General features: G+C 68.2%; 16 protein-coding genes and 1 pseudogene. 7 read left to right on the top strand and 10 right to left on the bottom strand.

Translation table 11 applies throughout. The features are described from left to right. Together DAT35_RS58620 and DAT35_RS55435 are read left to right on the top strand one after the other, a co-directional pair. Window positions 1-591: pseudogene (locus tag DAT35_RS58620) on the top strand (recombinase family protein); the annotation flags it as partial. 428 nt (window positions 592-1,019) lie between these two features. Next, window positions 1,020-2,597 carry a serine hydrolase gene (locus DAT35_RS55435; protein WP_108077576.1) on the top strand — a complete coding sequence of 526 codons (1,578 nt, stop codon included), beginning with the start codon at window positions 1,020-1,022 and terminating at the stop codon, window positions 2,595-2,597. Between the two features lie 223 nt (window positions 2,598-2,820). On the opposite strand, the gene DAT35_RS58615 is transcribed toward DAT35_RS55435, so the two are convergent. The 3 genes from DAT35_RS58615 to DAT35_RS55420 form a co-directional block, all read right to left on the bottom strand. Continuing rightward, window positions 2,821-3,471: a hypothetical protein gene (locus DAT35_RS58615; RefSeq protein WP_146210295.1), complete on the bottom strand. Its 651-nt coding sequence runs from the start codon at window positions 3,469-3,471 to the stop codon at window positions 2,821-2,823. After that, the gene (locus DAT35_RS62620; protein WP_369946674.1) at window positions 3,453-4,166 is read right to left on the bottom strand and encodes a hypothetical protein; all 714 of its coding nucleotides are present in this window, start codon (window positions 4,164-4,166) and stop codon (window positions 3,453-3,455) included. The genes DAT35_RS58615 and DAT35_RS62620 overlap by 19 nt, the downstream gene beginning before the upstream one ends. A gap of 637 nt (window positions 4,167-4,803) precedes the next feature. Next, window positions 4,804-7,017 (bottom strand): VCBS repeat-containing protein, encoded by a 2,214-nt coding sequence (locus DAT35_RS55420; protein WP_158502371.1) that lies wholly within the window; start codon window positions 7,015-7,017, stop codon window positions 4,804-4,806. A gap of 666 nt (window positions 7,018-7,683) precedes the next feature. Here DAT35_RS55420 and DAT35_RS55415 point away from each other — a divergent pair. Next, entirely contained in the window at window positions 7,684-8,127 is a 444-nt protein-coding gene (locus tag DAT35_RS55415; protein ID WP_108077572.1) for a hypothetical protein, read from the top strand. Between the two features lie 152 nt (window positions 8,128-8,279). Here DAT35_RS55415 and DAT35_RS55410 read toward each other — a convergent pair whose 3' ends face one another. From DAT35_RS55410 to DAT35_RS55400, 3 genes are all read right to left on the bottom strand, one after another. Then, the gene (locus DAT35_RS55410) at window positions 8,280-8,693 is read right to left on the bottom strand and encodes a hypothetical protein (protein WP_108077571.1); all 414 of its coding nucleotides are present in this window, start codon (window positions 8,691-8,693) and stop codon (window positions 8,280-8,282) included. A gap of 231 nt (window positions 8,694-8,924) precedes the next feature. Beyond that, window positions 8,925-10,757, bottom strand: a complete 1,833-nt coding sequence (locus DAT35_RS55405; protein WP_108077570.1) for a bifunctional UDP-sugar hydrolase/5'-nucleotidase — start codon at window positions 10,755-10,757, stop codon at window positions 8,925-8,927. Between the two features lie 45 nt (window positions 10,758-10,802). Next, a complete protein-coding gene (locus DAT35_RS55400) occupies window positions 10,803-12,089 on the bottom strand; it encodes a myxosortase-dependent phytase-like phosphatase (RefSeq protein WP_158502369.1) in 1,287 nt (428 codons plus the stop codon). A 249-nt stretch (window positions 12,090-12,338) separates the two neighbouring features. On the opposite strand from DAT35_RS55400, the gene DAT35_RS55395 reads away from it, so the two are divergent. Further along, window positions 12,339-13,394, top strand: a complete 1,056-nt coding sequence (locus DAT35_RS55395; RefSeq protein WP_108077569.1) for a patatin-like phospholipase family protein — start codon at window positions 12,339-12,341, stop codon at window positions 13,392-13,394. 49 nt (window positions 13,395-13,443) lie between these two features. On the opposite strand, the gene DAT35_RS55390 is transcribed toward DAT35_RS55395, so the two are convergent. After that, window positions 13,444-16,713, bottom strand: coding sequence for a choice-of-anchor D domain-containing protein (locus tag DAT35_RS55390; protein WP_158502367.1), 3,270 nt, complete (start codon window positions 16,711-16,713; stop codon window positions 13,444-13,446). Window positions 16,714-16,989: 276 nt separating this feature from the next. Between DAT35_RS55390 and DAT35_RS55385 the strand changes: the two genes are divergently transcribed. Continuing rightward, a complete protein-coding gene (locus DAT35_RS55385; protein WP_108077567.1) occupies window positions 16,990-17,682 on the top strand; it encodes a lysoplasmalogenase in 693 nt (230 codons plus the stop codon). Window positions 17,683-17,736: 54 nt separating this feature from the next. On the opposite strand, the gene DAT35_RS55380 is transcribed toward DAT35_RS55385, so the two are convergent. After that, window positions 17,737-18,828, bottom strand: a complete 1,092-nt coding sequence (locus tag DAT35_RS55380; protein ID WP_233262277.1) for a glycosyltransferase family 1 protein — start codon at window positions 18,826-18,828, stop codon at window positions 17,737-17,739. Window positions 18,829-18,871: 43 nt separating this feature from the next. Here DAT35_RS55380 and DAT35_RS55375 point away from each other — a divergent pair, with 43 nt between their 5' ends. Then, window positions 18,872-21,118 carry a glycosyltransferase family 4 protein gene (locus tag DAT35_RS55375; RefSeq protein ID WP_108077566.1) on the top strand — a complete coding sequence of 749 codons (2,247 nt, stop codon included), beginning with the start codon at window positions 18,872-18,874 and terminating at the stop codon, window positions 21,116-21,118. Further along, entirely contained in the window at window positions 21,115-21,588 is a 474-nt protein-coding gene (locus tag DAT35_RS55370) for a hypothetical protein (RefSeq protein WP_108077565.1), read from the top strand. The genes DAT35_RS55375 and DAT35_RS55370 overlap by 4 nt, the downstream gene beginning before the upstream one ends. 15 nt (window positions 21,589-21,603) lie before the next feature. Here the strand turns inward: DAT35_RS55370 and DAT35_RS55365 are convergent, their stop codons facing one another. Both DAT35_RS55365 and DAT35_RS55360 read right to left on the bottom strand, forming a co-directional pair. Beyond that, entirely contained in the window at window positions 21,604-23,151 is a 1,548-nt protein-coding gene (locus DAT35_RS55365; protein ID WP_108077564.1) for a hypothetical protein, read from the bottom strand. 5 nt (window positions 23,152-23,156) lie between these two features. Next, window positions 23,157-23,915, bottom strand: a complete 759-nt coding sequence (locus tag DAT35_RS55360; protein WP_158502365.1) for a bifunctional 2-polyprenyl-6-hydroxyphenol methylase/3-demethylubiquinol 3-O-methyltransferase UbiG — start codon at window positions 23,913-23,915, stop codon at window positions 23,157-23,159. Window positions 23,916-23,995: the final 80 nt, after the last annotated feature.

Below are 23,995 nucleotides of genomic sequence, written 5' to 3'. Positions count from 1 at the left end.
CTGCTGCGGATTCTGGTGAGAGAGGTAGTGCTCAGCCCCGTGGACGTCCCGGAGCGCGCAATTCACATCCAGCTGCTATGGCAGACCGGGACGTGCAGCGAGCTGAGCATTGCGCGTCGCCCATCATTCGAGCGGGCCACCTCGCCCGAGGTCATCAAACTCATTGGCATGCTGGCCAAGGAGAGGAGCGATAGGGAGGTAGCAGCCGAGCTGAACCGAAGGGGGCTGCTCTCTGGAGTCAAGCGCGCCTGGGACAAGGAGGCGGTGCGCTGGGTGCGCAAGCGCTACGGCATACGGCGCCAGCCCGCGGGACGACGAGGACGGCCACGACAGCCAGAGCGCCGGGCCGACGGCCTCTACTCCATGCATGGTGTCGCCGCGCTGCTGGGCGTTACTGAACCCGTGGTGCGCTCCTGGGTGGAGAAGGGCTGGCTGCGATGTGTCGAGGGGGGTGGCCCCGGCAGCCCTCGATGGTTCAAGCTCGACCGCTCGACGCTCAAGCGGCTGAGGGCCACCAGGAGCCGGGGAAATGAACCCAGCGGGCGCAGACCTGCTCAAATAAGTGCGGAGGAGGCGGGGCATTATGCATAGGCCATCACGTACGCAAATACACTCCTCCTGCCTCCACTCCTCCAGCAAGCGAACACGTCCAGCGCGAACGTCCTGAGTAGCAGCCCGGCCTGGTCCAATCGTCGTGTGCGCTCCTTCTTCGGCTCCTCCACCGTCGCGGGAACGGACGGGCTCTCCTCCTCCGGCTCCGGCCTCGCCCCTGCTTGAGGGAGTGGAGGACTATGCGGTGGAGGGTTTCTCCCATCCGCGGCGGTTGCTGGAGCGGGGACCCGGGCCGCGTCCGGGGGGCGTGGTGTGGATCTGCGCATCCCGCCGCCTCCACTCTTCAGGGCCCCAGGTCCTCCGGAACCTGGGGCCTTCGCAGCGGGATGGTGGATGCAATCAACTCCGAAGCCCTTCGTAGGCGTCTTGTCACGCGGGCTCATCACGAGCCCCCCCGGAAGCCACCCATGAGCCAGACCCCATTCCGATTCCCCTCCATCGCCCTCGCGGGCCTCGCCGCCATCGGTCTCCTCACGGCCGCGGACACGCGCAAGCCCGCCACCCAGTGGCTCGCGAGCCCCTCCGAGGCCGCACGCATCGCCCGCGTGGAAGCGGGCCTCTCGCCCATCACCCTCCCCGGCGAGGCCCCCCGCAGCCTGTCGCTCCAGCAGTGGATGGAGCTGTACAAGATTCCCGGCGTCAGCATCGCCGTCTTCGACCGGGGCTCTCTCGTCTGGGCCAAGGCCTACGGCGTCAAGCAGACCGGCGGCTCCGAGCCCGTCACCGTCGACACCCTCTTCCAGGCCGCCTCCATCAGCAAGCCCGTCACCGCCCTCGCGGCCATGCACCACGCCGAGAAGCAACACTGGTCGCTCGACGCGAACATCAACGATCTCCTCACCTCGTGGAAGGTGCCGGACAACGACTTCACGAAGGAGCAGAAGGTCACCCTCCGCCGGCTGCTCGCCCACAACGCCGGCACGACGGTCCACGGCTTCCGCGGCTACGCGGTGGGTGAGCCCGTGCCCACCCCGCAGCAGATTCTCGACGGCAAGACACCCGCGAACTCCGGCCCCGTGCGCGTCGACACCGTGCCCGGCACCGTGACGCGCTACAGCGGCGGCGGCACCGTCATCGTCCAGCAGATGCTCGTCGACCGGCTCCAGAAGCCCTTCCCGCAAATCATGAAGGAGACCGTCCTCGCGCCGCTCGGCCTGGAGCACAGCACCTTCGAGCAGCCCCTCCCCAAGGCCCTGGAGTCCCAGGCCGCCATCGGCACGCGCCCCGGCGGCACGAGCCTCGAGGGCCGCTGGCACACCTACCCGGAGATGGCCCCCGCCGGCCTGTGGACCACGCCCTCCGACCTGGCTCGCGTCGCCCTCGAGGTCTCCAAGGCCTGGAACGGCAAGTCCCGGCGCATCGTCTCCCCGGCCATGGCGAAGCAGATGCTCACCCGCCAGTCCGAGGCCTTCGGCATCGGCTTCATGCGCCGCCCCGGCGTGGATTGGTTCGGCCACGGCGGCGCGAACGAGGGCTACCGCGCCTTCTTCATGGCCTTCGCCGACTCGGGCAGCGGCATCGCCATCATGACCAACTCGGATGACGGCTCGCGCCTCTTCGAGCGGCTCATCGCCAGCGTGGCCACCGAGTACGGCTGGAAGGGCTACACCGCCATGCCCGACGGCCCGGACACGACGGCGGACCTGCTCCTGCGCCTCCAGGGCACCGACGCCGCCCTCTCCTGGTTCAAGGACCACAAGAAGAACGCGGGCCCGGACGCAAAGCTCTCCTCCAGCATCCTCAACGAGCTCGGATACTCGCTCCTGCGTGACAAGAAGGTCGCTGACGCCGTGAAGGTCTTCGAGGCCAACGCCGAGCTCTACCCCGACGACGCCAACACCCACGACAGCCTCGGCGAGGCCTATGCCGAGGCCGGCCGGAAGGACGAGGCCATCCGCCGCTACAGGAAGTCGCTCGAGCTCGACCCGAAGAACAACAACGCCGTGAGGATGCTGGAGAAGCTCGGCGCGGCCTCCACGAAGTAACGTCCGGCCTACTTCCTCGCGTCGTTCAGCCGCGCGGCCTGGGTCAGCAGGTCGTTGCGCTCCGGGAGGCTCGTCGTGCGGTCCGCGGCCTTCCGGAAATTCCTCCACCCGCCCGGGGTTGGGCTCCACAGCTCAGGACGCTGGGTGAAAGCGCGGCGAGCCCTCCTGCAAGACCCCGATGAAACACGGAGGCTTTGCCGGAGTGCCCGCCGCTCACCATGAACTACTGGCACTTGTTCTGCTGATTGCAGGAAAGCCCCGCGCCGCAGGTTCCGCAGCTCGAGACCATCCTTCTGACACTGCAATTATCTCCGCCGACGGCGAGACCGCAGTCAAAGCCATTGCGCGAGCAGAAACTTGCATCAGACTCAGGCACGCAAGAAGAACGTTGCAAGCTGAGCTGAACCGTCAGTGCCGGATCGGTGTCGACGCTGCCGAAGACGAACGTGCCCGAAAACGTGTCGCCATTGAGAGTGCCGGAAACCGAGTTGTTGCCGGTGGTCCACTGGGCAGTCGTTCCAGTTCGACTCCCTGAAAGGGCGCCCATTCTCATGTACTCAGAACTGCTGGGCTCCGTATAAAATGTCACTCCCGTGAGCTGTCCATTGCTCTCCGTTATTTCGAAGCGAACACCCGAGGAATCAACCGGCCCCGTCAGCGTCCCCACCCACACTCCTGCAAGGCCATCATCAAGCCCTGCTCGTGACGAAGCTTCAGGTGAAAGCCTGACAGACTGCTCTGGCCGTTCAGAACACGCACCAACTGAGACGACCAACAACAACGAGGCCATCAAAGCGCTATTGAGTCTTGACATACACACCATCCAATCAACCCGGCAAAAGAACGAACCCAAACTCAAGGGCAGCAGATGCATGCTTCCTTTTGCGCATCGCCGTAAACCCCGCCCCCACGCAGATCCACCGCGGTATAATACACCAGGGCCACATCCAGGCACTTTCTACGTTCCGCCGAAAGCGGAGCTGGGTATGCGCTTTTGCATGCATTCTTTAGCGCAAACGCGAGGTCGAAGTCACAATTGCTTCTATTGCTATTACATGTGCCATAGCAGGCGTCGTGAGCGTTGCAGCCCGGATTGAAATCAGCCAATCCATAATTATCCCTGACAAGCAGACCAAGCCCAACCGGACCACAACCATTGACGTGACTGGGGTCGCTGGGATTCCATCCGGGCCTCGCAGTGCGGTTCGGACACCTGGTCAAGTCCGCAATCTGGAACTTCGGCAGAACCTCCTGACTCACGCAGCATTGAGTTGCAGGGTCATACGGCGAATTTCCACAGCGCGGCTTACATGCTCCATCGGAGCATATCTGGTCCGCCCCACAGCACGTGCTCCCGCAGACTTGACTTGAAGGCGACGCAACGCATGCGACATGAGCGCCGCTGTAGCTGCTGGACGGAGCGGTGTAAACACATGTCCCCGAACAACCATTCGTCGCCGTGCATGCCTGACCAGGTTGACACGGCCATTGGCGGCAACTGCTCGTTCCAGAAGGATATGTCTCAGCGGTCGTGCACCAACTGTTGAGGCTGTTGCAAGAGGGCCCCATGCCCGAACCGTATGGCGAATAGGTCATGGAGGTGCCGTCGCACGTGCATTGGTGAATCATCCCTTGAGCTGCGCCGGTGGTAGAAGGGCCGCAGTCGTAATAACAGTTCGATCCGGACTGCGAATAACAGAACGACTGTGCGAACGAAGGAGCAGAGGCAACTGCAATCAGAACTGCAATTGCCCCAAGGAAAGATTGCCAGTCGACATCAAGGATCTCTAGTGTTTTTCGTTTCATGATATTTATTTTTACTATTCGAGACGCAGCGACCATCACGACACAGTGTGGCGATTCGTTCACAATGGGGTTGCCATCGCCCTCTCAGGTTCAAGCCAAGGCTTGGTACGGCAGGGTTCGAGGCTTGGACACGGGCACATCATTGCTACCGTGTGCGGTGTGACCGGGGTGTGACGAAGACGAGCGACGAGAGCCTCAGGTCGCGGAAAACGCCTGGCCAGGTCCTGGAGCCAGAACGCGTCGACGACATAGTCCACAAAAATGCACGTCTTCGCGGGGAGTTGCCTGTACCCGGCGTAGTGCGACGACCCTTGGCGAGGATGCCCGCACCGCTCATTGGACCAACGGTGCGGGCGTGCTCGAACCGGCGACCGGCCCCGAGGAGGCAGCTACGCCAGACTCAGGGATACCACTGCCCCTTTATCACGTAGCTGTGGATGAGGTGCTGGGGCGCATTGAGCGGAATCTCTCCCCAGGAGCCAGCCGCACCGCCGCTCCAGTTCTGCGCGACGAAGCCCGTCCCGGTGGACAGGTTCACCAGCCACGTGTTCGCCGCGGTGAAGACAGCCGTGTCCGTCTTCCCATCGCCATTGAAGTCGCCGGTGAGCGGAATCTCCCCCCAGGAGCCAGCCGCGCCGCTGCTCCAGTTCCGCGCGACGAAGCCCGTCCCGGTGGACAGGTTCACCAGCCACGTGTTCGCCGCGGTGAAGACAGCCGTGTCCGTCTTCCCATCGCCATTGAAGTCGCCGGTGAGCGGAATCTCACCCCAGGAGCCGGCCGCACCGCTGCTCCAGTTCTGCGCGACGAAACCCGTCCCGGTGGACAGGTTCACCAACCACGTGTTCGCCGCGGTGAAGACAGCCGTGTCCGTCTTCCCATCGCCGTTGAAGTCGCCGGTGAGCGGAATCTCACCCCAGGAGCCAGCCGCACCGCTGCTCCAGTTCAGCGCGACGAAGCCCGACCCGGTGGACAGGTTCACCAGCCACGCGTTCGCCGCGGTGAAGACGGCAGTATCCGTCAGTCCATCGCCGTTGAAGTCGCCGGTGAGCGGAATCTCTCCCCAGGAGCCAGCCGCGCCGCTGCTCCAGTCCTGCGCAACGAAGCCCGTCCCGGTGGACAGGTTCACCAGCCACGCGTTCGTCGCGGTGAAGATGGCCGAGTCCGTCAGCCCATCCCCATTGAAGTCGCCGGTGAGAGGAATCCCACCCCAGGAGCCTGCCGCACCGCCGCTCCAGTTCCGCGCGACGAAGCCCGACCCGGTGGACAGGTTCGCCAGCCACGCGTTCGCCGCGGTGAAGACAGCCGTGTCCGTCGTCCCATCCCCGTTGAAGTCGGGTCCACGAGCCAGGAGCTCGGCGCCCATTGCCTTGCCCCAGTAAAGGGGCCCGAACCCGCTCAGCAACTTCAGCCCCGTCACCCAACTCGCCTGCGAGGCCGCCGAGAACGTCAGCGCTCCCCCACTGGAGTTCCCATAACGGATCTCCGAGCCTCCCGTGACCGTGTTGTAGAGGAAGAGATCCGTCTTCCCATCCCCGTTGTAGTCACCCGGCACGAGCTTCAGCCCCGTCACCCAACTTGCCTGCGAGGCCGCCGAGAACGTCAGCGCTCCCCCACTGGAGTTTCCATAGCGGATCTCCGAGCTTCCAGAAGCCAGGTTGTAGACGAAGAGGTCCGTCTTTCCATCCCCGTTGTAGTCACCCGGCACGAGCTGGAGCCCAGTGTTCCAGGCACTCAGGGAGGCGGGGGAGGAGCTCAGAGTCTGACCATTGGAATAGGCGAGATGCGCCGATCCAGTGTCCGCCCGATAGACGAAAAGATCCGTCTTCCCGTCTCCGTTATAGTCACCCGGCACCAGCTTGAACCCGAGAATCGGGCCCGACGAGCCGCCGCTCTGGGTAGCAGGAGCAAACGACAGGGCGCCACCACTGGAATTCCCGAAGCGGATTTCATTTGCCCCAGTGGCTGGATTGAGCAGAAAGAGGTCCGTCTTCCCATCCCCGTTGTAGTCACCTGGCGTGAACTTCAGCCCCGTCGACCAGCTCACCTGGGAGGCCGCCGAGAACGTCAGCGCTCCCCCGCTGGAGCTTCCATAGCGGATCTCCGCGCCGCCAGTCATTGGGTTGTAGAGAAAGAGGTCCGTCTTCCCATCCCCGTTGTAGTCACCCGGCACGAGCTGGTGCCCGGTGTTCCAGGTGTCCTGGGAGGCGGAGGAGAGCGTCAGAGCACCGCTGCTGGCATTGCCATAGCGAATCTCCACGTGTCCGGTCCCCGCTTCATAGACGAAAAGGTCTGACCTCTTGTCCCCATTGTAGTCACCGGGCACGAGCTCGAGACCCGTTCCCCAGGCAACCTGCGAAGCAGGAGAGAACGACAGGGCACCGTCGCCGGAGCTTCCGTAGCGGATCTCCGTGTTTCCCGTCTCCGAGTAATAGAGGAAGAGGTCGGCCCTCCCATCCCCATTGAAATCGCTTCCTCCATTCGGCCTGCTGGGAACACCGCCGTCGCTGGTGCCGCCGTCGCTGGTGCCGCCGTCGCTGGTGCCGCCGTCGCTACCACTGTCGGGCACGTACCACGTGATGACGAGCTCCATCTCCAGCTTAAAATTGGGAGTCACTGCAAGAACCGTAGGGGTGGCACGCCACACCCCATCAACCGATTGTCCCGCCCACGGCGCTGTCGAAGGAAGCGTTGCGGTCGGGAACCAGACACGCCCATCCGTATAAGCCAAGAAGACAGCGTCCGTCCACCCACCGTGGCTGAGGTTGATTCTATTGATGGTGATACCCTGCCCGGTCGGTGCTCCGCTGAGATAGACGCTCCTCACCTTGGCGCCCGTGGGCGCCGTGCCAATGACACGATAAGTCCCCTCCGCCCACGAGTACTGAATGGTCACCGACCCCGACGGGGAGCTCAGACAACCAGAGCACTCAGTCACCTGAGCACTGATTGATGGAAGCTGCTCTTCACCCAACGACGACAGTGGGAAGGCAACACAGAAAGCCACAATCACTGGCATCACAATCCGTAACATGGACATTCCCTCTCTAACGCCTCTCACAACAACCCTCCAGGTGCGATTCCTTGCGCCGCGTCGACGCGTCAGCAGGAGCCATTGCTACCGTGTGCGGTGTGACAGGGGTGTGACCGGAGACGAGCGACGAGAGCCTCAGGTCGCGGAAGACGCCGAGCGGCTCCTCATCGAATCCGATGAGACGGCACTCCAGGCGCGCTATCGGGCGGCGCGGAATCGCGTAGACTGCCCGCTCGGAGGTACAGGGACATGCAGATCTCGGATTTCACAATCGTCTCGAACTGCGGGCCGCCGCCGATTGAGGATCTGATCCGCTCGGCGTTTATCTTCATGGGGCCGCTCGTCGGGATTCCCCTGCTCCTGTGGCTGAGAGGGAGCACTCGAGACGCCCAGGACGTGCTCGGCTCCGCGCTCGCGCCTCCGGCCGGCATCTTTCGGCGCCTGCTCGACTCCACGGGCTGGCTGCTCCGGGTCGCGCTCGCGCTCCTGCTGCCCGCGAGGGTGACGGCGTGGATTCTCGCCTCGATATTCTTCAATCCCGAGCCCACCTTCCCGTCCGTCGGGGTGTGGAGCATCGAGTTCTCCTGGCCCTGGATCGCGGCGGCGGTGCTGGTGTGCAGCGCGTGTTTCATCCGGCTGCTGCGGACCTCCGCCTCCGAGCATGACGTGCTGCGTGTCGGGGTACAGGCGTAGCCATCCAGCACAAGAGCCTCCGGCGAGGGCATCACCAGCCTCAGCCTCGAAGAGGTTCTGCTGGAAACGCCGCCGGACGGGTAGATCCCTCCACCCAGGGTCGAAGCGAAGCGCTCCGGCCCCTCGGAGGAGGCGATCCCTGGAGGATCAGCTCAGCCCTGCGACGCGACTGCGATCGGTGCCTCGTCCACCACCGCCACCTCGGCGGCGGTGGCGACGGCGGCGGCAGGCAGCACCTGGAGGTTGGGGACCTCGGCGACCGCCTCGGCAACGGCCTCCATCGTCTCGGTGGCCTTGTCCTTGGGCTTGCGAGTCCCCGCGCCAGAGCGGCACGTGCGGCACCAGGGCTGATTGCGGATGGCCCCGTCCGCCATCTTCCGCAGACCGAACTGCGCCAGCGGCTTGAGCGTGCGGCACTTCAGGCACATCAATGAAATGAGCACCTCGTGCCCGTCGGCATCGTAGACCGCCGACTTGCGCCGCTTGCGCGGCTGCCCCGGCTCGCGCGTCGTCTTGGCCTCCTTCGAGGCCGGCGGCGGCATCATCGGGGTAACCTTGTAAAGCATGTGCGTCCCTCCCTGCCGGCGGGCCGCGATCGGTGCCTCAAAAGGCTCCTCGGATCCTGGCGCGCCTCCACTAGAGTAAGGAGGAATCCGGTCGTTGAAAACTGATCCCAGGCCGATTTTTCGGCTTGGGCAGTGATCCGTCCGGATCTCGGCCACTTGCGCATGCTCCCGCAGGACCCTCGACCGCGCGCGAGCCGATTTTCCGGCCCGCGCGTGGGTTGTGCCCCGTTGTCAAGGCCGCTCGGAGCGGGCGCCAGCAGGGCTCTTGGGGGCGCACTTCGCGCCATCGTCCACAATGTGGATGCGGCCTGTAGCAGGTGCCGAGATCGGCGTGCCGCGGCTCTGCCACCATGTGGCAATCGCGTCACGGAGGACCAGCTCACGGCTGAGCCCCAGGTCGATGCGCTCGGCGGGCACCTGCGACAACACCGCACCCAGGCCGCCAGCGCCTCGGGCCAGGAAGTCCGGCAGCACCACCCGGTACAGGCGCTTGGGGTCGAGCGGCTTGCCATTGGCCAGGGTGACGTCCCGCAGGCGCTCGGGGCCGGTGCACTTGCCGAGCGTCACCTTCAGGCCGGACTGCTGGAAGACGCCGCTGCCCGTGCCATAGGCGGCCGTCAGCAGGCGCCGCAGCTCGTCTCCCGTGACGGTGATGATGGCCACGGTGTTGTCGAAGGGCATCACCTCGTAGAGGTCACCGTAGGTCACCGCCCCGGCCTTCAGGTTGGCGCGCAGGCCGCCCGAGTTGAGGAGGGCGACGTCCGCCTTCTCCATCTCGCGCAGCGCATCCGAGAGCACGTCTCCGAGCGCGCTCTCGGCCTCATAGTCACGCCCCAGGGGCGCGGAGACGGTGACGCCCAGGGGCCGGCGCTGCTCCTCCTCCACACGCGCGAGCGCGGGGGCCAGGAGCGCCTCCACCTCCTTGTCCGGCACCACCGGCCCCCCCAGGAAGGTGGGCGGCACGAGCTGCACCGCGCCTCCCAGCTCCTTCAGCTTGCGCGGGTCACAGCTCCCGCTCTTCTCCTCCACCCGGGCACACACGGGAATGGCGGCCTGGAGGCGGGTGCGCTCCGGCAGCACCTTGTGAGTCGCCGGGTCCACGAAGAGCTCCAGTACGCCGAAGGAGCGGCCCTGGCCCCAGGTGGAGAGCACCGGCACGTTCGCGAAGTAGTGGCCCATCGCCTGGTGGGTGTGGCCCGCGAACACGGCGTCCAGGGTGCCCGCCGGCAGCGACTCGACGAGGCCGATGATCTCCCCGTCCGACCGGTCACAGCTCGAGGTGTCTCGCGGGTTGGAGAGGTCCGCGCACTTGCCTCCAGCGTGGGCGAGGCCCACCACCACCTCGGCGCCCTGGGCCCGCAGGCGCTTCGCGGCCTCCAGCGTGGGGGACACCATGTCGTCGAAGCGCAGGGTGGACACGAGGGCCGGGTTGGAGATGCGCGGGGTGGACGGCGTGGTGAGGCCCACGATGCCCACCTTCACGCCCTTCAGCGTCACCAGCAGCGTGCCGTCATTGCCGAGCCACGCGGGGGGCTGGCCCGAGGCGGCGTCGCGCACGTTGACGGCGAGCAGCGGGAAGCGCGCCTGGCGGATGCGCGCCGTGAGCGCTCCGAAGGGGTCCTCGCCCGGCCCGGGCACCGTCCTGGGTCCCACCGGCCCGTAGTCGAACTCGTGGTTGCCGAGCGCGGCGGCGGCATAGCCCAGGTGGTTGTAGACATCGACGACGGAGGCCCCCTCGGAGAGGTTGGAGGCGAGCGTCCCCTGGAAGAGGTCGCCTGCGTCGAGCAGCAGCACACCGCCCGGGTTGTCCGCGCGCAGCCGGGCCACGTAGCCGGCGAAGACGGCCGCTCCGCCCTCCTCCACCTGGAGGCCACCGGACAGCGTGGTGGTGTGGGGCATCAGCCAACCGTGGAAGTCATTGGTGCCCACCAGGGTGAGCCGCACGGGCTCGGCGGGCGCCTGGAGCGAGGAAGACGAGGAGGAGGACTCCACGGGACGCGGAGCGCTGGCGCAACCGGCGGCCACGAGAGCCCCGAGCGCGAAGAGGAGGCGGGAGGGGTACATGCGGGCGCCGAGTTGAGCCCAGCCAACCCCCGCAGGCAACCGGCATCAAGCTCCGGGGCGCCGACGCGCGAGCAGCAACACGCCCGCCAGCACGAGCAGCACCGTGCCCGGCACGGACGCCGAGGCACAGTTGCAACTGGTGGTGCCCCCACCGTTGAAGCCCGGCGGCGACTCCCCTCCGATACCGGGGGGCGGCACGGGAGTGGGCTGTGGGGCTCCACCATCCCCGCCGCCATCCGGCGTGCCCCCATCCGGAGTGGTCCCTCCGGGGCCGGTGTCCACGACGAGCGGGGTCGTGAAGCCGGTGGCGATCACCTGCCACGGGACGAGCTTGAAGTTCTCATTGGCGGCGGTGTTGGCGCCGTCGTGAACGGCCACCATCCCCAGTGGGAAGAGGCTGCCCAGGGCCCGGTTCGTCACCACCACGTGGCGAGGGCTCTCCACCGCGTCGATTCCCCCGTCCGCCACGACGATGAAGCTGCCCCGGAAGGTATGGGCGTCGGGCTGGCGCTCGTAGATGCGCACCGCGTTCTCGCCCCCGCTCACCGCGAGCAGGTAGCCCCGGACTCCGGACGCCGTGTAGAGGGCCACGCCTCCCAGCGGCGTGACGAGCCCCCCTCCCCCACTGGTGGCGGCATCCACCGAGGTCCGCGCGTCCGCGTCGCCGGGCTCGGCGCCGTACTGCCAGATGCCGACGTTCTGCTCGACCACGTAGAGCTTGCTCTGCGCATCATCGACGGCCAGGCCCACCACGGGGCCTCCCACGTCGAAGGAGCGGACCTGCGTGGCCGTGGAGCCACCGTCCGCCGCGGGAGTGAGCTCGAACTGGATGACGAGGCCCGTCGTGCTCCCGGCGAAGGCGAAGACACGCCCGGTGGTGGGGCTCACGTACATGGCCACGGAGCTGGGCGTGAATCCCGTCGCGACCAGGGGCGCCAGCCCCGCCCTGCGGATCGCGAGCGTCGAGGGGTCGATGATGTAGACGACGAGCGCCTGGAGCGGGGCGTTGGCCACCACCACCACCGTCTGGGTGATGCCAGCCACCGAAACGCCCTCCTGCACGTCCACGCCCAGCACCGCGCCCTCGGCGAGCAGCGCCCGCTGGGTGCCATTGAGGTTGTAGATCAGCAGCCCGTTCAGGTTGTCCGCCACGAGCAACAGGCTGTTGGCCGGGTCCGTCGGGTGGGGCCACAGGGCCGCGCCCTGCACCACGGGCCCGGTGCCGAGCACCGGCTGCGTCTCCAGCGTGGGCGTCACCTGGAGCGTCTGCTGGGCGAGCACGGGCAGTCCGGTGAGAAGGGCGGCCAGGGCTAGGAATGTTCGAAAGCGCACGACAGTCCCCTCTCGGCGGTGTTCGCCGCAACGGGGTGGCCACGAACGGCCGCCCGCGCAAGGTGAGAGCCCCTGGAGACGTTCACCCGCGAGCCAGAGCGGCGCTGAACGCCTGGGCCTTCGTCTGGGAGCGTACGTGGGCGGAACGAGGTCCCCTGGCTCCTCCGGAGTGAAGCAGGCTCGGACGCGCACTGTCACAAATCCGTCGCCGGGCACTCTTTCTCTCCCTGAAAAAGGAGGAGGAAGGCCATGGCGGAGCTCGACAAGGCGGACGCGGTATTCGAAGGCGGAGGTGTGAAGGGAATCGGATTGGTGGGCGCGCTCGAATGCATGGCCGATCGGGGGGTGCAGCTCCAGAACGTCGTGGGCACCTCGGCCGGAGCCATCGCCGCGGCGCTCGTGGCGGCTGGCTACTCGGCCACCGATCTGGGAGCCATCCTGGAGGAGCTCGATTACCGGCGGTTCACGGACCCGAGCGTGCTGGACCGCGTGCCCCTGATCGGCCCCGCGCTGAGCGTGCTGCGCGAGAAGGGGCTCTACGAAGGGAACTTCTTCGAGAAGTGGCTGCGCGCTCTGTTGCTCAAGGCTCCCCGGAAGGTCCGCACCTTCCGCGACCTGCACATGGAAGGTGAGCAGCCCGGGTCGAAGTATTTCTACAAGCTCCAGGTCATCGCCGCGGACATCACCCGGCGCAAGCAGCTCGTCCTCCCCTGGGACATCCGGGATTACGGAAGGGATCCGGAGGAGCTCGACGTGGCCTGGGCGGTGCGGATGAGCATGAGCATCCCCTTCTTCTTCGAGCCCGTGCGGATCCAGGATGCGCAGGACCTCAGCTGCTACATCGTGGATGGGGGCGTGCTGAGCAACTTCCCCGTGGACATCCTCGACGACGGCTCACTCAATCCGCCCTGGCCCACCTTTGGACTCAAGCTGGTGGACCGGGTGGGAGACACGGGCCTGGCGATCGACACGCCGAGCAACATCCGAGGCCCCATCTCCCTCTTCCGAGCACTCTTCAGCACGATGCTGGAGGCGCACGACGCGCGCTACATCCAGCAGAAGAACTTCGACCGCACCATTCCCATCCCCACGCTGGGCGTGAGGACCACGGACTTCGGCATCCAGCGGGACCGGAGCGAGGCACTGCGCGCCGCGGGCCGGCAGGCCGCCGAGCAGTTCTTCCAGACGTGGAACTTCCAGGAGTGGATCCAGAAGCACCGGGTCCCCGAGGTCATGGCCCTGAGGGCCGCGCAAGCCGCCGCTCACGCCGTCAGCGGCTCCGAGCCGATGCCCGCGATGATGTGAAAAAAAGGCCCCGTGGCATCCAAGGACGCCCGGGGCCTTCCACGCCTCGCTAGACCCCGCGGCGCCGGGCCAGCCCCAGCCAGCCCAGGCAGAGCGCGAGCATCAGGCCCGCGGGCCACGGCGAGCCGCCAGCACCCTGGCCGCAGCCGCATCCCGACTCACCCCCGTCCACGTCGCGAGCCCGGCCGATACCACTCACCGCCACCACGGCTTCCGGCTCGGTGGCGTTCCGCAGGGTCACTCGCACCAGGGCGTTGGCGGCCCCCGCGGACTTCGGAGCGAAGGTCACGGTGAAGGTGCCGCTGGCCCCCGGAGCGAGGGTGGACAGGCCCGAGGCCTCCACGATGAACGCCTCGCCGTCGGAGCGCACCTCGCTCACCGTCACCGGCTCGGTGGAGAGGTTCGTCACGGTGACGGACTGCACGGCCCCCGTCTCGCCCTCGGTCACCTGCCCGAAGTCGAGCGAGGTGGGGTCCGTCTTCACCAGCTTCGACACCGCACGCCCGGAGAGCGCCACGGTGAGCGCGGGCACCTTGCCGTCCCGGGTGGAGATACGCAGGGTGGCGCTCGAGTCCGCCGCGGCGGCCGTCGTGTAGACCACGCTCGCGGTGACGGAGGCCCCCGGCCCCAGCGGACCCGCCACACCGGACACCTGGAAGTGTGAGGCGTGGGTGCCCGTCACCTCCGGCTCGGCCAGCTCCAGCGTCTCGGCGGTGAGATTGGTGATGACCACGCTCCTGGGCCCGGAGGCGGCCGGCAGGCGGAAGGTCCCGAAGGCCACCTCGGCCGGCGACGCGGAGAGCGCCTGGGAGACGCCCGTGCCGCGCACGGACACCTGCGCCCGCGGAGACTCGAGATCATCGCTCTCGATGAGGACGGTGGCTTCGCGCACACCCGCTTCCTCCACCGTCATCGTCACCTGGAACGAGGCCGTCTGGCCCGGCGCGAGCACGAGCGGCAGCGCAGGCACGCCCACGAGCGAGAAGGCCGCCGCGCCGCTCCCCTCCACCTTCACGGACGAGACCGTGAGCGAGCCGGAGCCCGCGTTCTTCACGGAGAGCCCGCGCGGCGACGAGGTCCGGCCCACCGGCTGCGCGCCGAAGTCGAGCGCGGTCGCGGACAGGCTCAGACTCGATGAGATGCCGGTCCCCGTCAGCGGGATGACGACATTGGGACGAGCCGCGTCATCCGAGAGGAGCGTCAGCTCCGCGCTCGCCGTCCCGACCCGGTCCGGGTGGAAGGTGACGGTGAAGCTCGAGCTACCACCAGCCGGGATGGAGAGCGGGAAGGTGTCGGGCGCGAGCGAGAAGCGCGAGGCCCCCGTCCCGGCCAGGCTGGCCGAAGCGAGGGTGAGCGGCCCCGTGCCCGTGTTCTTCACGGTCAGGGTTTGCCCGGCCGAGCTCGTGCCCACACGCACGTCGCCGAAGTCGAACGACGCGGCGCTCAGCTCCAGCAGAGGCGAGGTGCCCACCCCCGCCAACGCCACCTCGGCCCCCGCCGCCAGCGTGTCGTTGGTCACGAACGTGGCGCGGGCGGCACGAGCCCCGACCTCGCTCGGCGTGAAGGAGAACGCGATGCTGGCCGAGGTGCCCGGAACCAGTGTCATGGGCATCGAGGCAGGGGTGGCGAAGTCGGCCGCCGCGGCGCCCGAGAAGGACACCGCGCTGAGCACGAGGTCCGTCTCTCCGGTGTTGGACACCGTCACACTCCGAGACGCCGACGTGTGGCCCACGTTGGTGGAGCCCAGGTCGAGCGAGGCCGGCGTCACCGCCAGACGCGGGCCAATGCCCTCACCGTCCACGGGCACGCGGAGGGTACCGGCCCCAGAGGCATCGCTGGTCACCTCCAGCGTGGTGCGGCGCGCACCGTGGTTGCCCGGAGTGAAGCGCACCCGAAGCTCCTGCGAACCACCGGGAGCAACGGCCAGCGGGAGGGTGGGCGCCCCCTCGAGGGAGAAGTCCTCTGCCTGCTCGCCCGTGAAGCCCAGCGCCGAGAGGGTCAGCGGGGCGTCCCCGGTGTTGGAGAGGGTCAGGGTCGCGACGTCGCTCTGACCGAGGGAGATGGCGCCGAAGGACAGCGGATTGGGATTCGCGGCGATGAACGACGCCACGCCCTTGCCGGAGAGCGTCAGGGAGAAGGGCGAGCCCGGAGCATCGCTGGTGAGGGACAGCGAGCCCGAGGCCGCGCCCGTGGCCGTGGACGCGAAGGTCACGTCGAAGGACAGGCTCGCACCGGGGGCCACCGTGGCCGGCAGGGAGAGGCCACTGATAGAGAACGGACCACTTGCGCTCGCGCCGGACAGGGTCAGAGTGTCCGAACCGGTGTTGCTCACCGTCACCGACCTGGCCGCGCTGGCAGTGCCCACACGCACGTTGCCGAAGTCGACCGAGGAAGGGCTCACCGACATGCCCGGCTGGACGCCCGTACCGCTCAGGCTCACCACCTGGTTGCCATTGGAGGCGTCGCTCACCACCACCACCTGGCCCGTGGCCGCTCCCGTGGCCGTGGGCGAGAAGGCCACCTGGAAGGTGGTGCTGCTGCCCGGCGCCACCGTGGCCGGCAGATCCAGACCGCTCGTCGAGAAGGGACCCGTCACATTCAGCGCGGTGACGCTCAGGGAAGCTGCCCCCCCGTTGGAGAGGGTGACAGCCCGGGTGGTGCTGGTGACGCCCACGCGCTGGTTGCCGAACGCCACCGAGGAGGGGCTCACGGTCGCCCCCTCATCGATGTAGACCCGCATGTGCGGCGCCCAGGAGTTGGACGCATCGGGGAAGGAGGGGTCGTTCGTATCCAGGCTGTTGGAGCGGCTCTCCAGCACCTCGACGAGGCCATTCACGGTGTAGGGGAAGGACGGATCCTCCTGACGAGGGAAGAACGTGTTCCTCTTGGGGACGTAGAAGGCCAGGACGTACTCATGGTTGGCCTCGGCGCTGAAGGAGACGTCCGAGCGGTAGTAGGTATCCCCGCTGCCACCGCACACCGTGCTGCCATTGGCGACCTCCGCCTGCGTCGCCACGTCGTAGACGATGGCACGCACGCACGCGCCCGCCGCCAGCGACAAGCGCACATCGAGCGCCAGGAGGGTCGTGGCCCTCGTGAAGCGAACCCGGTAGCCCTTCACCACCCAGTACCAGACGTCATCCGACAGCAGGGTGCCGGTGGCCGGAGTGAGGGTGAGCGCCGTGCCCGAAGCGGCGAGGGCCTGGGAGGCAACCGCCAACGGCCGCGAGTCCTCGGCGACTGGACGCAGGGCCGCCGGAAGCCGCGCGACCGGAGGCGTGCCCACGAAGTTCACGCCCGCGATGTTCGTCACCGCCACACGAGCAGGTGCAACCTCAGGCCCTGGTGCCCTTTCGCATGCCACGAAAAAGCACAGCGCCAGACTCGCGAACAATGCCCCTGCTCTTCTCATGGAGTCGCCCTCAAGGAATTCTCAAGTCCAGGGAAGCTCATATGAGAAAGGGGCTCACGAGTTCAATCCCTCCAACAATATTTACCCAGGGTGGACACCACCAACCCCAGGGGAAGGATGGAACGGCTTCGTCCCCGGAAGGTCCGCACCTCAGAGGTCCGGTGTGAAAGCGTAGGGCCCGACATGCGCTTCCGATCCGCTCCGTGGACGCTCGGGCTCACCGTGATGGGAGGGCTGGGCGTCGCCGCCTTCCTCTCCGGCATCTGGCTGCAACTCCCCTGGCTGCGGCTCGCGAGCAAGGCCGTTCCCGTGCTCTGCCTCGCCGTATGGCTTTGGCCTCCACGCGAGCGCTACACCCGGTGGATCGCCACCGGCCTCGTGCTTTCCCTCGTGGGCGATCTCGTGCTGGAGACTCGCAAGGATTTGTTCCTGGCCGGCCTCGGCTCCTTCCTGCTCGCCCACGTGGCCTATGTCGCCGCGTACCTGACGGCCTCGCGCACGCCGCGCTGGAAACTGGGCGTACCCTTCCTCGTATCGGGTGCGGGCATCTGGTGGTTCCTCCAGCCCGGACTCGGCGAACTGGCCCTGCCCGTGGGCGTCTATGTCGCTGTCATCTGCACGATGATGTGGCGCTCGGCGGCCCTGATGGGCTCGGAGGGGCTCGCCCGCCGCGAACAGTGGGCCGCGCTCATCGGGGCCCTGTGTTTCGGCCTGAGCGACACCCTGCTCTCCCTCAGGATGTTCGTGCACCCGTTCGAGGGTTTGAGCTACGCCATCATCCTTCTGTACTGGGCCGGGCAGCTCGGCATCGCGCTCTCGGCCGTTCCGAGTCCTGGACGAAGTGAGGCTCAGCCGGTCGTGGTCGGCTCCAACTGATGGAAAGGCATTGCGCGCTCCGCCATCGCCATCCTCGATGGGCTTCGCGCCAGGCTACCGACGCAGCGCCGCCTCGTAGGCCTCGAGCGTCTCGTCCGCGCAGCGCGCCCAGGTGAACCGGGCCGCCTGCCGCTTCCCCTCCTCCGCCCAACGCCGCCGCTCGGCGTCCGAGCCCAGCAGCCGGTCCATCACCTCCGCCAGCCCCTCCGCGTCGTCCGGACGCACCGCAGGCGCCGCCTCGCCGCACACCTCGGGCGTGGCCCCCGTCGTCGACACGATGGCCGGAGTCCCCAGCCGCATGGCCTCCAGTGGCGGCAGCCCGAAGCCCTCGTACTTCGAGGGAAATGCGAACACCGCCGCCCGCCGCATCAGCTCGAAGAAGACGGCCTCGGACTGATACCCCAGCGGGCGGATGTCATGGCCCTCCGCGCGCATGCGCGCCACCCGCGTCTCCACCGCCCCCGAGCCGAACCAGCTCTGCCCCGCCAGCACCAGCGCGGCCGGCCGTCCCCGTGCCTTCAGCCGCTCGAGCGCGTCCAGCACCAGGCTCACGTTCTTGCGCACGTCCAGCGAGCCCGCGTACAGCACGAACTTCTTCGGCAGCGACAGCGAGCGCAGGAAGTCCTCGGTGGTGGCGTCCGGCACGTGGCGGTCCACGTGGTCCACGCCGTTGTGCACCACCGTCACCTTGTCCGCGGCCTCGGGGTGGCGCGCCAGCAGATCATCCCGGGTACACGCACTCACGCAGATGATGCGATCCGCCACCTGGACGCTCCGGGCGAGCCACAGGCGGAACTGCCAGCGGTAGGCCCGCGACACCGTCTCCGGCATCAGCAGGGGAATGAGATCGTGAACGGTGACGACATAGGCCTTGCCGGGGGAGCGCAGCAGCGGGAGGTTGAAGTTGCCGAGCGCGTGGTACAGCAGCGCCTCCGAGTCCCGCAGCGCCTGGGGCAGCCGGCCCAGCGCGTAGGCGGTGCGTCCCATCCGGCCCCGAGGGTCCTCACCCGAGACCCGAGCCCCCAGCCGTTGCAGGCGCACGCCGCGCTTCTGGAGACCGGTGGCCAGACAGTGGGTGTACAGGCCGATGCCCGTGGTGGGCTCGTCCCACAGACTCGCGTCGAAAGCGACAGGACCGATGGACACGGGGCGCCTCATAGCACGGTGCTGTGATAGGCAGGGTTCCCCTATGGCGGTCCATCAGCTGATTCCGAGCTTCGTCACGGGCGACGCCACCGGACAGGCGGCGCTGCACCTGCAGCTCCTGCTGCGCCGGCTGGGCCACTTCGGCGAGCTGTATGCCGGCGAGGTCGGCACGGGCCTCGAGTCCCTGGCCCACCCCGTCTCGGCGCTGCGCCCGGGCCCGGATGACCTCGTCCTCTACCACCACGGCATCGCCTCGCCACTGAGCAGCCGGCTGCTGCACCTGCCCTGCCGCAAGGGCGTCGTCTTCCACAACATCAGCCCCGCGCGCTACTACGCGGGCACTCCGCTCGCCGAGGCACTCTTTACGGGGCGGGCCCAGCTCGCCGCCATGGCGCCCTTCGTGGACGTGGCCATCGGCGTGTCGGACTACAACTGCGCCGAGCTGCGCGAGGCCGGCTACTCGAACGTCCACACCGTCCCCCTCTTCGTCGAGCCCCAGCGGTTCTCCGAGGCCAACGCGGACAAGGACATGCTGCGGCGCCTGTCCGGCACGGGTCCGGTGGTGCTCTCGGTGAGCCGGGTGGCGCCGCACAAGCGCTTCGAGGACCTGCTCGCGCTGCACGGGGAGCTGCTCAAGCTGCGTCCCGAGGCGCGCCTGCTGGTCGTGGGCGGCTACGAGCCGGGCAGCCGCTATTTCAAGTCGCTCGAGCGCACGGCGCGGGGACTGTCCGGGGTGCACTTCCTCGGGAGGCTCAACCACGCGGAGCTGGTGGCGGCGTACCGCTCGGCGAACGTGTTCGTCTCCATGAGCGAGCACGAGGGCTTCGGCGTCCCGCTCATCGAGGCCATGGCCGCGCAGGTGCCGGTGCTGGCCTACGGAGCCGCGGCCGTGCCCGAGACGCTCGGGGGCGCGGGCATCGCCTTCGACCAGAAGCGCTTCGACTTCCTCGCCGAGTTGGTGGTGGACCTGTGCGAGGACCTGTCCTTGCGCGAGCGCCTGCTCGAGGGACAGGCCCGGCGGCTGAAGGACTTCTCCGCCGAGGCAAGTCAGAAGGCGCTCGCGAAGGCCCTGGGTGAGAACAGGCGTCCGAAGCGGCGCGCCGCACCAGTGAGGAAGAAGCCCCGGGTGGGCGTGGTGGTGCAGCGCTACGGCGAGGTGACGGGCGGCGCCGAGCGGCACGCGCAGCAGGTGGTGGAGAACCTGGCGCCGCACTGGGACCTGACGGTGCTCACCACGTGCGCGAAGAACCACCTCTCCTGGGAGAACGTCTTCCCCCCGGGCGAGGAGCAGGATGAGAACGTGGAGGACGTGCGGGTGCTGCGCTTCCCGGTGACGCGCGTGCGCCACATCCGTCCCTTCAACGGACTGTCGAAGCAGGTCTTCGACAAGCCCAACGAGCGGCTGCGCGAGGAGCACTGGGTGGCCGAGCAGGGCCCGGTGGTGCCCGGCCTGCTGGAGCACCTGGACACGCACGGGGCGGACTACGACGGCTTCGTCTTCTTCACCTACCTGTACGCGCCCACGGTGTGGGGCCTGCCGATGGTGGCGGAGCGCTCGCTGCTCGTCCCCACGGCGCATGACGAGCCGCCCATCCGCTTCGGCGTGTACGCGGACGTCTTCGAGCGCCCGCGCGCCCTGCTGTGCAACACGCCCGAGGAGGTGGAGCTCATCGGGCGGTACTACCCGGACCATGCCGCCGCGCGGGTGGTGGGCGTGGGGGTGGATGTACCGGAGAAGGTGGACCCGAAGCGCTTCCGCGAGCAGTACGGCATCCGCAACCCGTACCTGCTCTACGTGGGGCGGCTCGAGGCCGGCAAGGGCATCCCCGAGCTGCTCGCGCACCACCGGGAGCTGCGCGCTCGCTTCCACGACGCGCCGGACCTGGTGCTCGCGGGCGAGGCGCACATGGACTTGCGCGGTGAGGGCGTGCGCCACGTGGGCCGCATCGGCGAGCAGGACAAATACGACGCGCTGGCCGGCGCGCTGGCGGTGGCGGTGCCCTCGCGCTTCGAGAGCCTGTCGCTGCTCACGCTGGAGGCCTTCGCCTCGGGCACACCGGTGCTGGTCAACGGGCACTCGGAGGTGCTGGTGGGCCAGGTGGAGCGCAGCCGCGCGGGCCGGACGTACAAGGACATCGAATCGTTCATCACGGGACTGCGCGAGGTGGGTGAGCAGCGCGCCACGCTGAGCCGGCGCGCGAAGACGTACGCGGCGCGGTACACGTGGCCCAAGGTGGTGGACGCCTACCGGGAAGAGATGGAACGCATCGTCAGGGAGAAGAGCCGATGAAGCTGATGGGACGGGACATCCCCGCGCGAGAGCTGCTCGCGCGCATCGAGGAGCGCCTGCGCACGCGGGGCCTGCCCACGTCGGAGCAGGCGGACGTGCCCGAGCAGGGCGTGGAGCCGCGGGTGGATCCGCTCTCCTTCAACCTCCACGCGCTGGAGGAGAACGCGGACGCCACCCGGGCGCTGCCGCTGCACACCCACCGGGGCGGCGCGGGCCAGGTCGTGCTGGTGGCCAAGTGGGCCTTCCGCAAGACGTGCCAGGTGTTCATCAACGAGGCGCTCGGCCGGCAGCGCGTCTTCAACGGCCACGTGCGCGACTCGTATGCTCAGCTCTCCGCCGAGGTCATCCGCCTGCGCGCGGAGGTGGAGGCCCTGCGCGCCGCCCAGGCCACCCCGCCCTCGGAGGAGCCAGCGCAGCCGGAGACTCCTGCGCCTCGGACCTCGTCCCGCTCGCGGCGCCCGTCGAAGTAGGCGGAGCCGGAAGCGTCAGGGCGCTGGCTCGCGGACCAGGACGGGCGACGGCGGGCTCCACCACACCCGGAGGGCCGCCGGACGCCGCTGCCCGGGGATGTCCCAATGCACGGACGCCACCCGGTTCGCCGTGAGCCACCGCTCCAGCGGACCCCCGGGGAAGCCGACCCAATAGGTGCCTCCTGGCGGCACCGGGCCGTGCACGCCCCCCGCGTCCTGCACATCCAGCGGTCCGCCGCGGCTCAGATAGGCGAACGGCTGGTAGACCCACCAGTTCTCCGCGACGACGCGCGCCCCACCGAGGGGAGCGGCCTCGGCCAGGATGCGAGCGAAGGCCGCCTCCTTGGGCTCCTGGGCTCCCGTCCAGAACGTCTCGTGCGAGGTGCTGCCCGTCTCCTCCAGGAAGCGGAAGTAGCGCAGCCAGAAGCCCCCGAGCAGCAGCACCGAGACCACCGTGGTGAGCACGTAGGGGCGCCACATGAGAGCGCCCCGCGCACCCGACTCGCGCAGCAGCACGGTGAGGGCCAGGACGGAGGGCACCACCAGACACATGGCGTAGCGCTCGAGGTGGGGCTGGATGGAGCTGTTGCCCGCGAGGCAGAAGAAGACGAGCAGGCTCGCGAGCCACCCCACCACCACGCCGGACGCGGCCCCCACCGGCTCCCGTCGCAGCCGAACCACGCCCAACCCGAGCAGTCCCACCAGCAAGGCGAGCACCGCCACATCCGCGGGCCCGCGAGCGGCACCCAGCCCGGAACCGGCGATGTACATGTACACCGTGTCCCCGGAGAGGAAGCGCGCGTAGAGCTGGGCGAAGGTGCCCCACTCCGCCGGCCTGCCCAGCCGCTCCAACACCTGCGCCCAGACGACGGACGTAGCCCCTCCGGACGTGGTGAAGGAGAGCACCCGGAGCGAGACGACCAGCAGCACGCCGTGCAGCCCGGTGCGTACCAGGGCGCGCTTCCACCCTCCTCGCTCCACTTCCGCGCCCAGCAGCGCCAGGACGAGGAAGGGCGCGAGGAAGACATTGGTGGGATGGACAGCGAGCGCCAGGGCGAAGGCGAGCGCGCTGCCCACGGGATTGCCCGCCAGGGCGAAATGCGCGGCGATGATGGCGACCAGGCCGGAGTGGCTCGGGTCCCACCCGAAGCGCGCGTAGGCGATGTTCACGGGCAGCACCGCCATCCACACCAACGCGAGCGCGCCGGTGGAAGCACCGAAGTGGCGGCGCACCACGAAGAAGGTGAGCACCAACTGTCCCAGCGAGGCGATGACGCTGGGAAGCCGCAGCAGCGTGAGTGACGCATCCGCCACGCGCTGCAGCAGGAGGAGCAGCCCCAGGTGCAGGGGGCCCGGGAGGTTGCCGGTGGGGGTGCGCCAGCTCACGGGGGCGTTCTCGAGGAAGCGCCGTACCTGCACCCCGTACCAGGCCTCGTCCCCGTTGATGCCGGGCAACCGGCCGAGCGCATACAACCGGAAGGCGACGGCCACCGTCAGCACGGTCCCCAGCACGGGCAGCCAGCCTCGCCACCGCAGCGGACTCTCGCGCCCCGTCTCCTGCATGGTGCTCAGCTCCCCGCTTCAGGAGCGACCACGGCGATCAGCGACACGCCAAAGGGCAGCGAGACCCGCGGCACCACATGACGCTCGGAGCTGAAGAGCGCCTCCAGTACCTGGTTGGTCAGGCTCGAGCCACGCGTGACCTCCACATCCGAGCGAAGCTCGTTCTTGCCCTGCTTCGGTAGCAGGCGCTGCAGCAGGCGCACCGCGGCGATGGGCGGGAAGAGGAGGCTGTTGAAGTACGAGGACCAGAGCGGGCGCAACCCCGCGGCCGACAGTTGCGCCGTGAGCATGTCCACGGTGTAGCGGCGCTGGTGGTGGTGCACCTCGTCGTGCTCGCTCCAGAGGAAGCCGAAGGCCGGAACGGTGAGCACCAGCAGCCCGCCGGGAGCCAGCACCGAGCGGATGCCCCGAAGCGCTCCCTCGGCGTCGGGGATGTGCTCCAGCACGTCGAAGGCCGTCACCACGTCGAAGGGGCCCGGGGGGAGGTCCTCGGGGATGTGGCCCTGGTGGAGCGGGAAGTCCGGCCCGAGCCGCCGCCGGCACAGCGCCAGCGCGTCCGCCGAGCCCTCCAGGCCCACCACCTGGCCGAAGCGCTGGAGGAGCGTAAGGTTGCCGCCCGTGCCGCACCCGACGTCCAGGATGCGCCGCCCGGAGGCTGGCGGCAGGTGCTGCCGAAGCACTGCCTCGATGATGTTGCGGCGACCCCGGAACCACCAGTGGTGGTCCTCGGTCCGAGCCATCTCCTCGAACAGGTGGGCTTCCATGGGGGCCCTGACATAGCCCACCCGTCCCACCTTGGACAGAGGCCCCTCGCTGCCTGATCGGTGACCTTTTCGGAGCCGGA

The organism is Vitiosangium sp. GDMCC 1.1324, from assembly GCF_003044305.1.
Taxonomy (GTDB): Bacteria; Myxococcota; Myxococcia; order Myxococcales; family Myxococcaceae; genus Archangium.
This window is presented reverse-complemented; position numbering and strand designations above follow the sequence as displayed.

Coding starts and splice junctions, on each gene's coding strand:
- DAT35_RS55395 (WP_108077569.1), top strand. CDS start 12,339: ATGGCGGAGCTCGACAAGGCGGACGCGGTATTCGAAGGCGGAGGTGTG.
- DAT35_RS55405 (WP_108077570.1), bottom strand. CDS start 10,757: ATGTACCCCTCCCGCCTCCTCTTCGCGCTCGGGGCTCTCGTGGCCGCC.
- DAT35_RS55435 (WP_108077576.1), top strand. CDS start 1,020: ATGAGCCAGACCCCATTCCGATTCCCCTCCATCGCCCTCGCGGGCCTC.
- DAT35_RS55370 (WP_108077565.1), top strand. CDS start 21,115: ATGAAGCTGATGGGACGGGACATCCCCGCGCGAGAGCTGCTCGCGCGC.
- DAT35_RS55415 (WP_108077572.1), top strand. CDS start 7,684: ATGCAGATCTCGGATTTCACAATCGTCTCGAACTGCGGGCCGCCGCCG.
- DAT35_RS55410 (WP_108077571.1), bottom strand. CDS start 8,693: ATGCTTTACAAGGTTACCCCGATGATGCCGCCGCCGGCCTCGAAGGAG.
- DAT35_RS55375 (WP_108077566.1), top strand. CDS start 18,872: ATGGCGGTCCATCAGCTGATTCCGAGCTTCGTCACGGGCGACGCCACC.
- DAT35_RS55360 (WP_158502365.1), bottom strand. CDS start 23,915: ATGGAAGCCCACCTGTTCGAGGAGATGGCTCGGACCGAGGACCACCAC.
- DAT35_RS55365 (WP_108077564.1), bottom strand. CDS start 23,151: ATGCAGGAGACGGGGCGCGAGAGTCCGCTGCGGTGGCGAGGCTGGCTG.
- DAT35_RS55385 (WP_108077567.1), top strand. CDS start 16,990: ATGCGCTTCCGATCCGCTCCGTGGACGCTCGGGCTCACCGTGATGGGA.
- DAT35_RS58615 (WP_146210295.1), bottom strand. CDS start 3,471: ATGCATCTGCTGCCCTTGAGTTTGGGTTCGTTCTTTTGCCGGGTTGAT.
- DAT35_RS62620 (WP_369946674.1), bottom strand. CDS start 4,166: ATGGGGCCCTCTTGCAACAGCCTCAACAGTTGGTGCACGACCGCTGAG.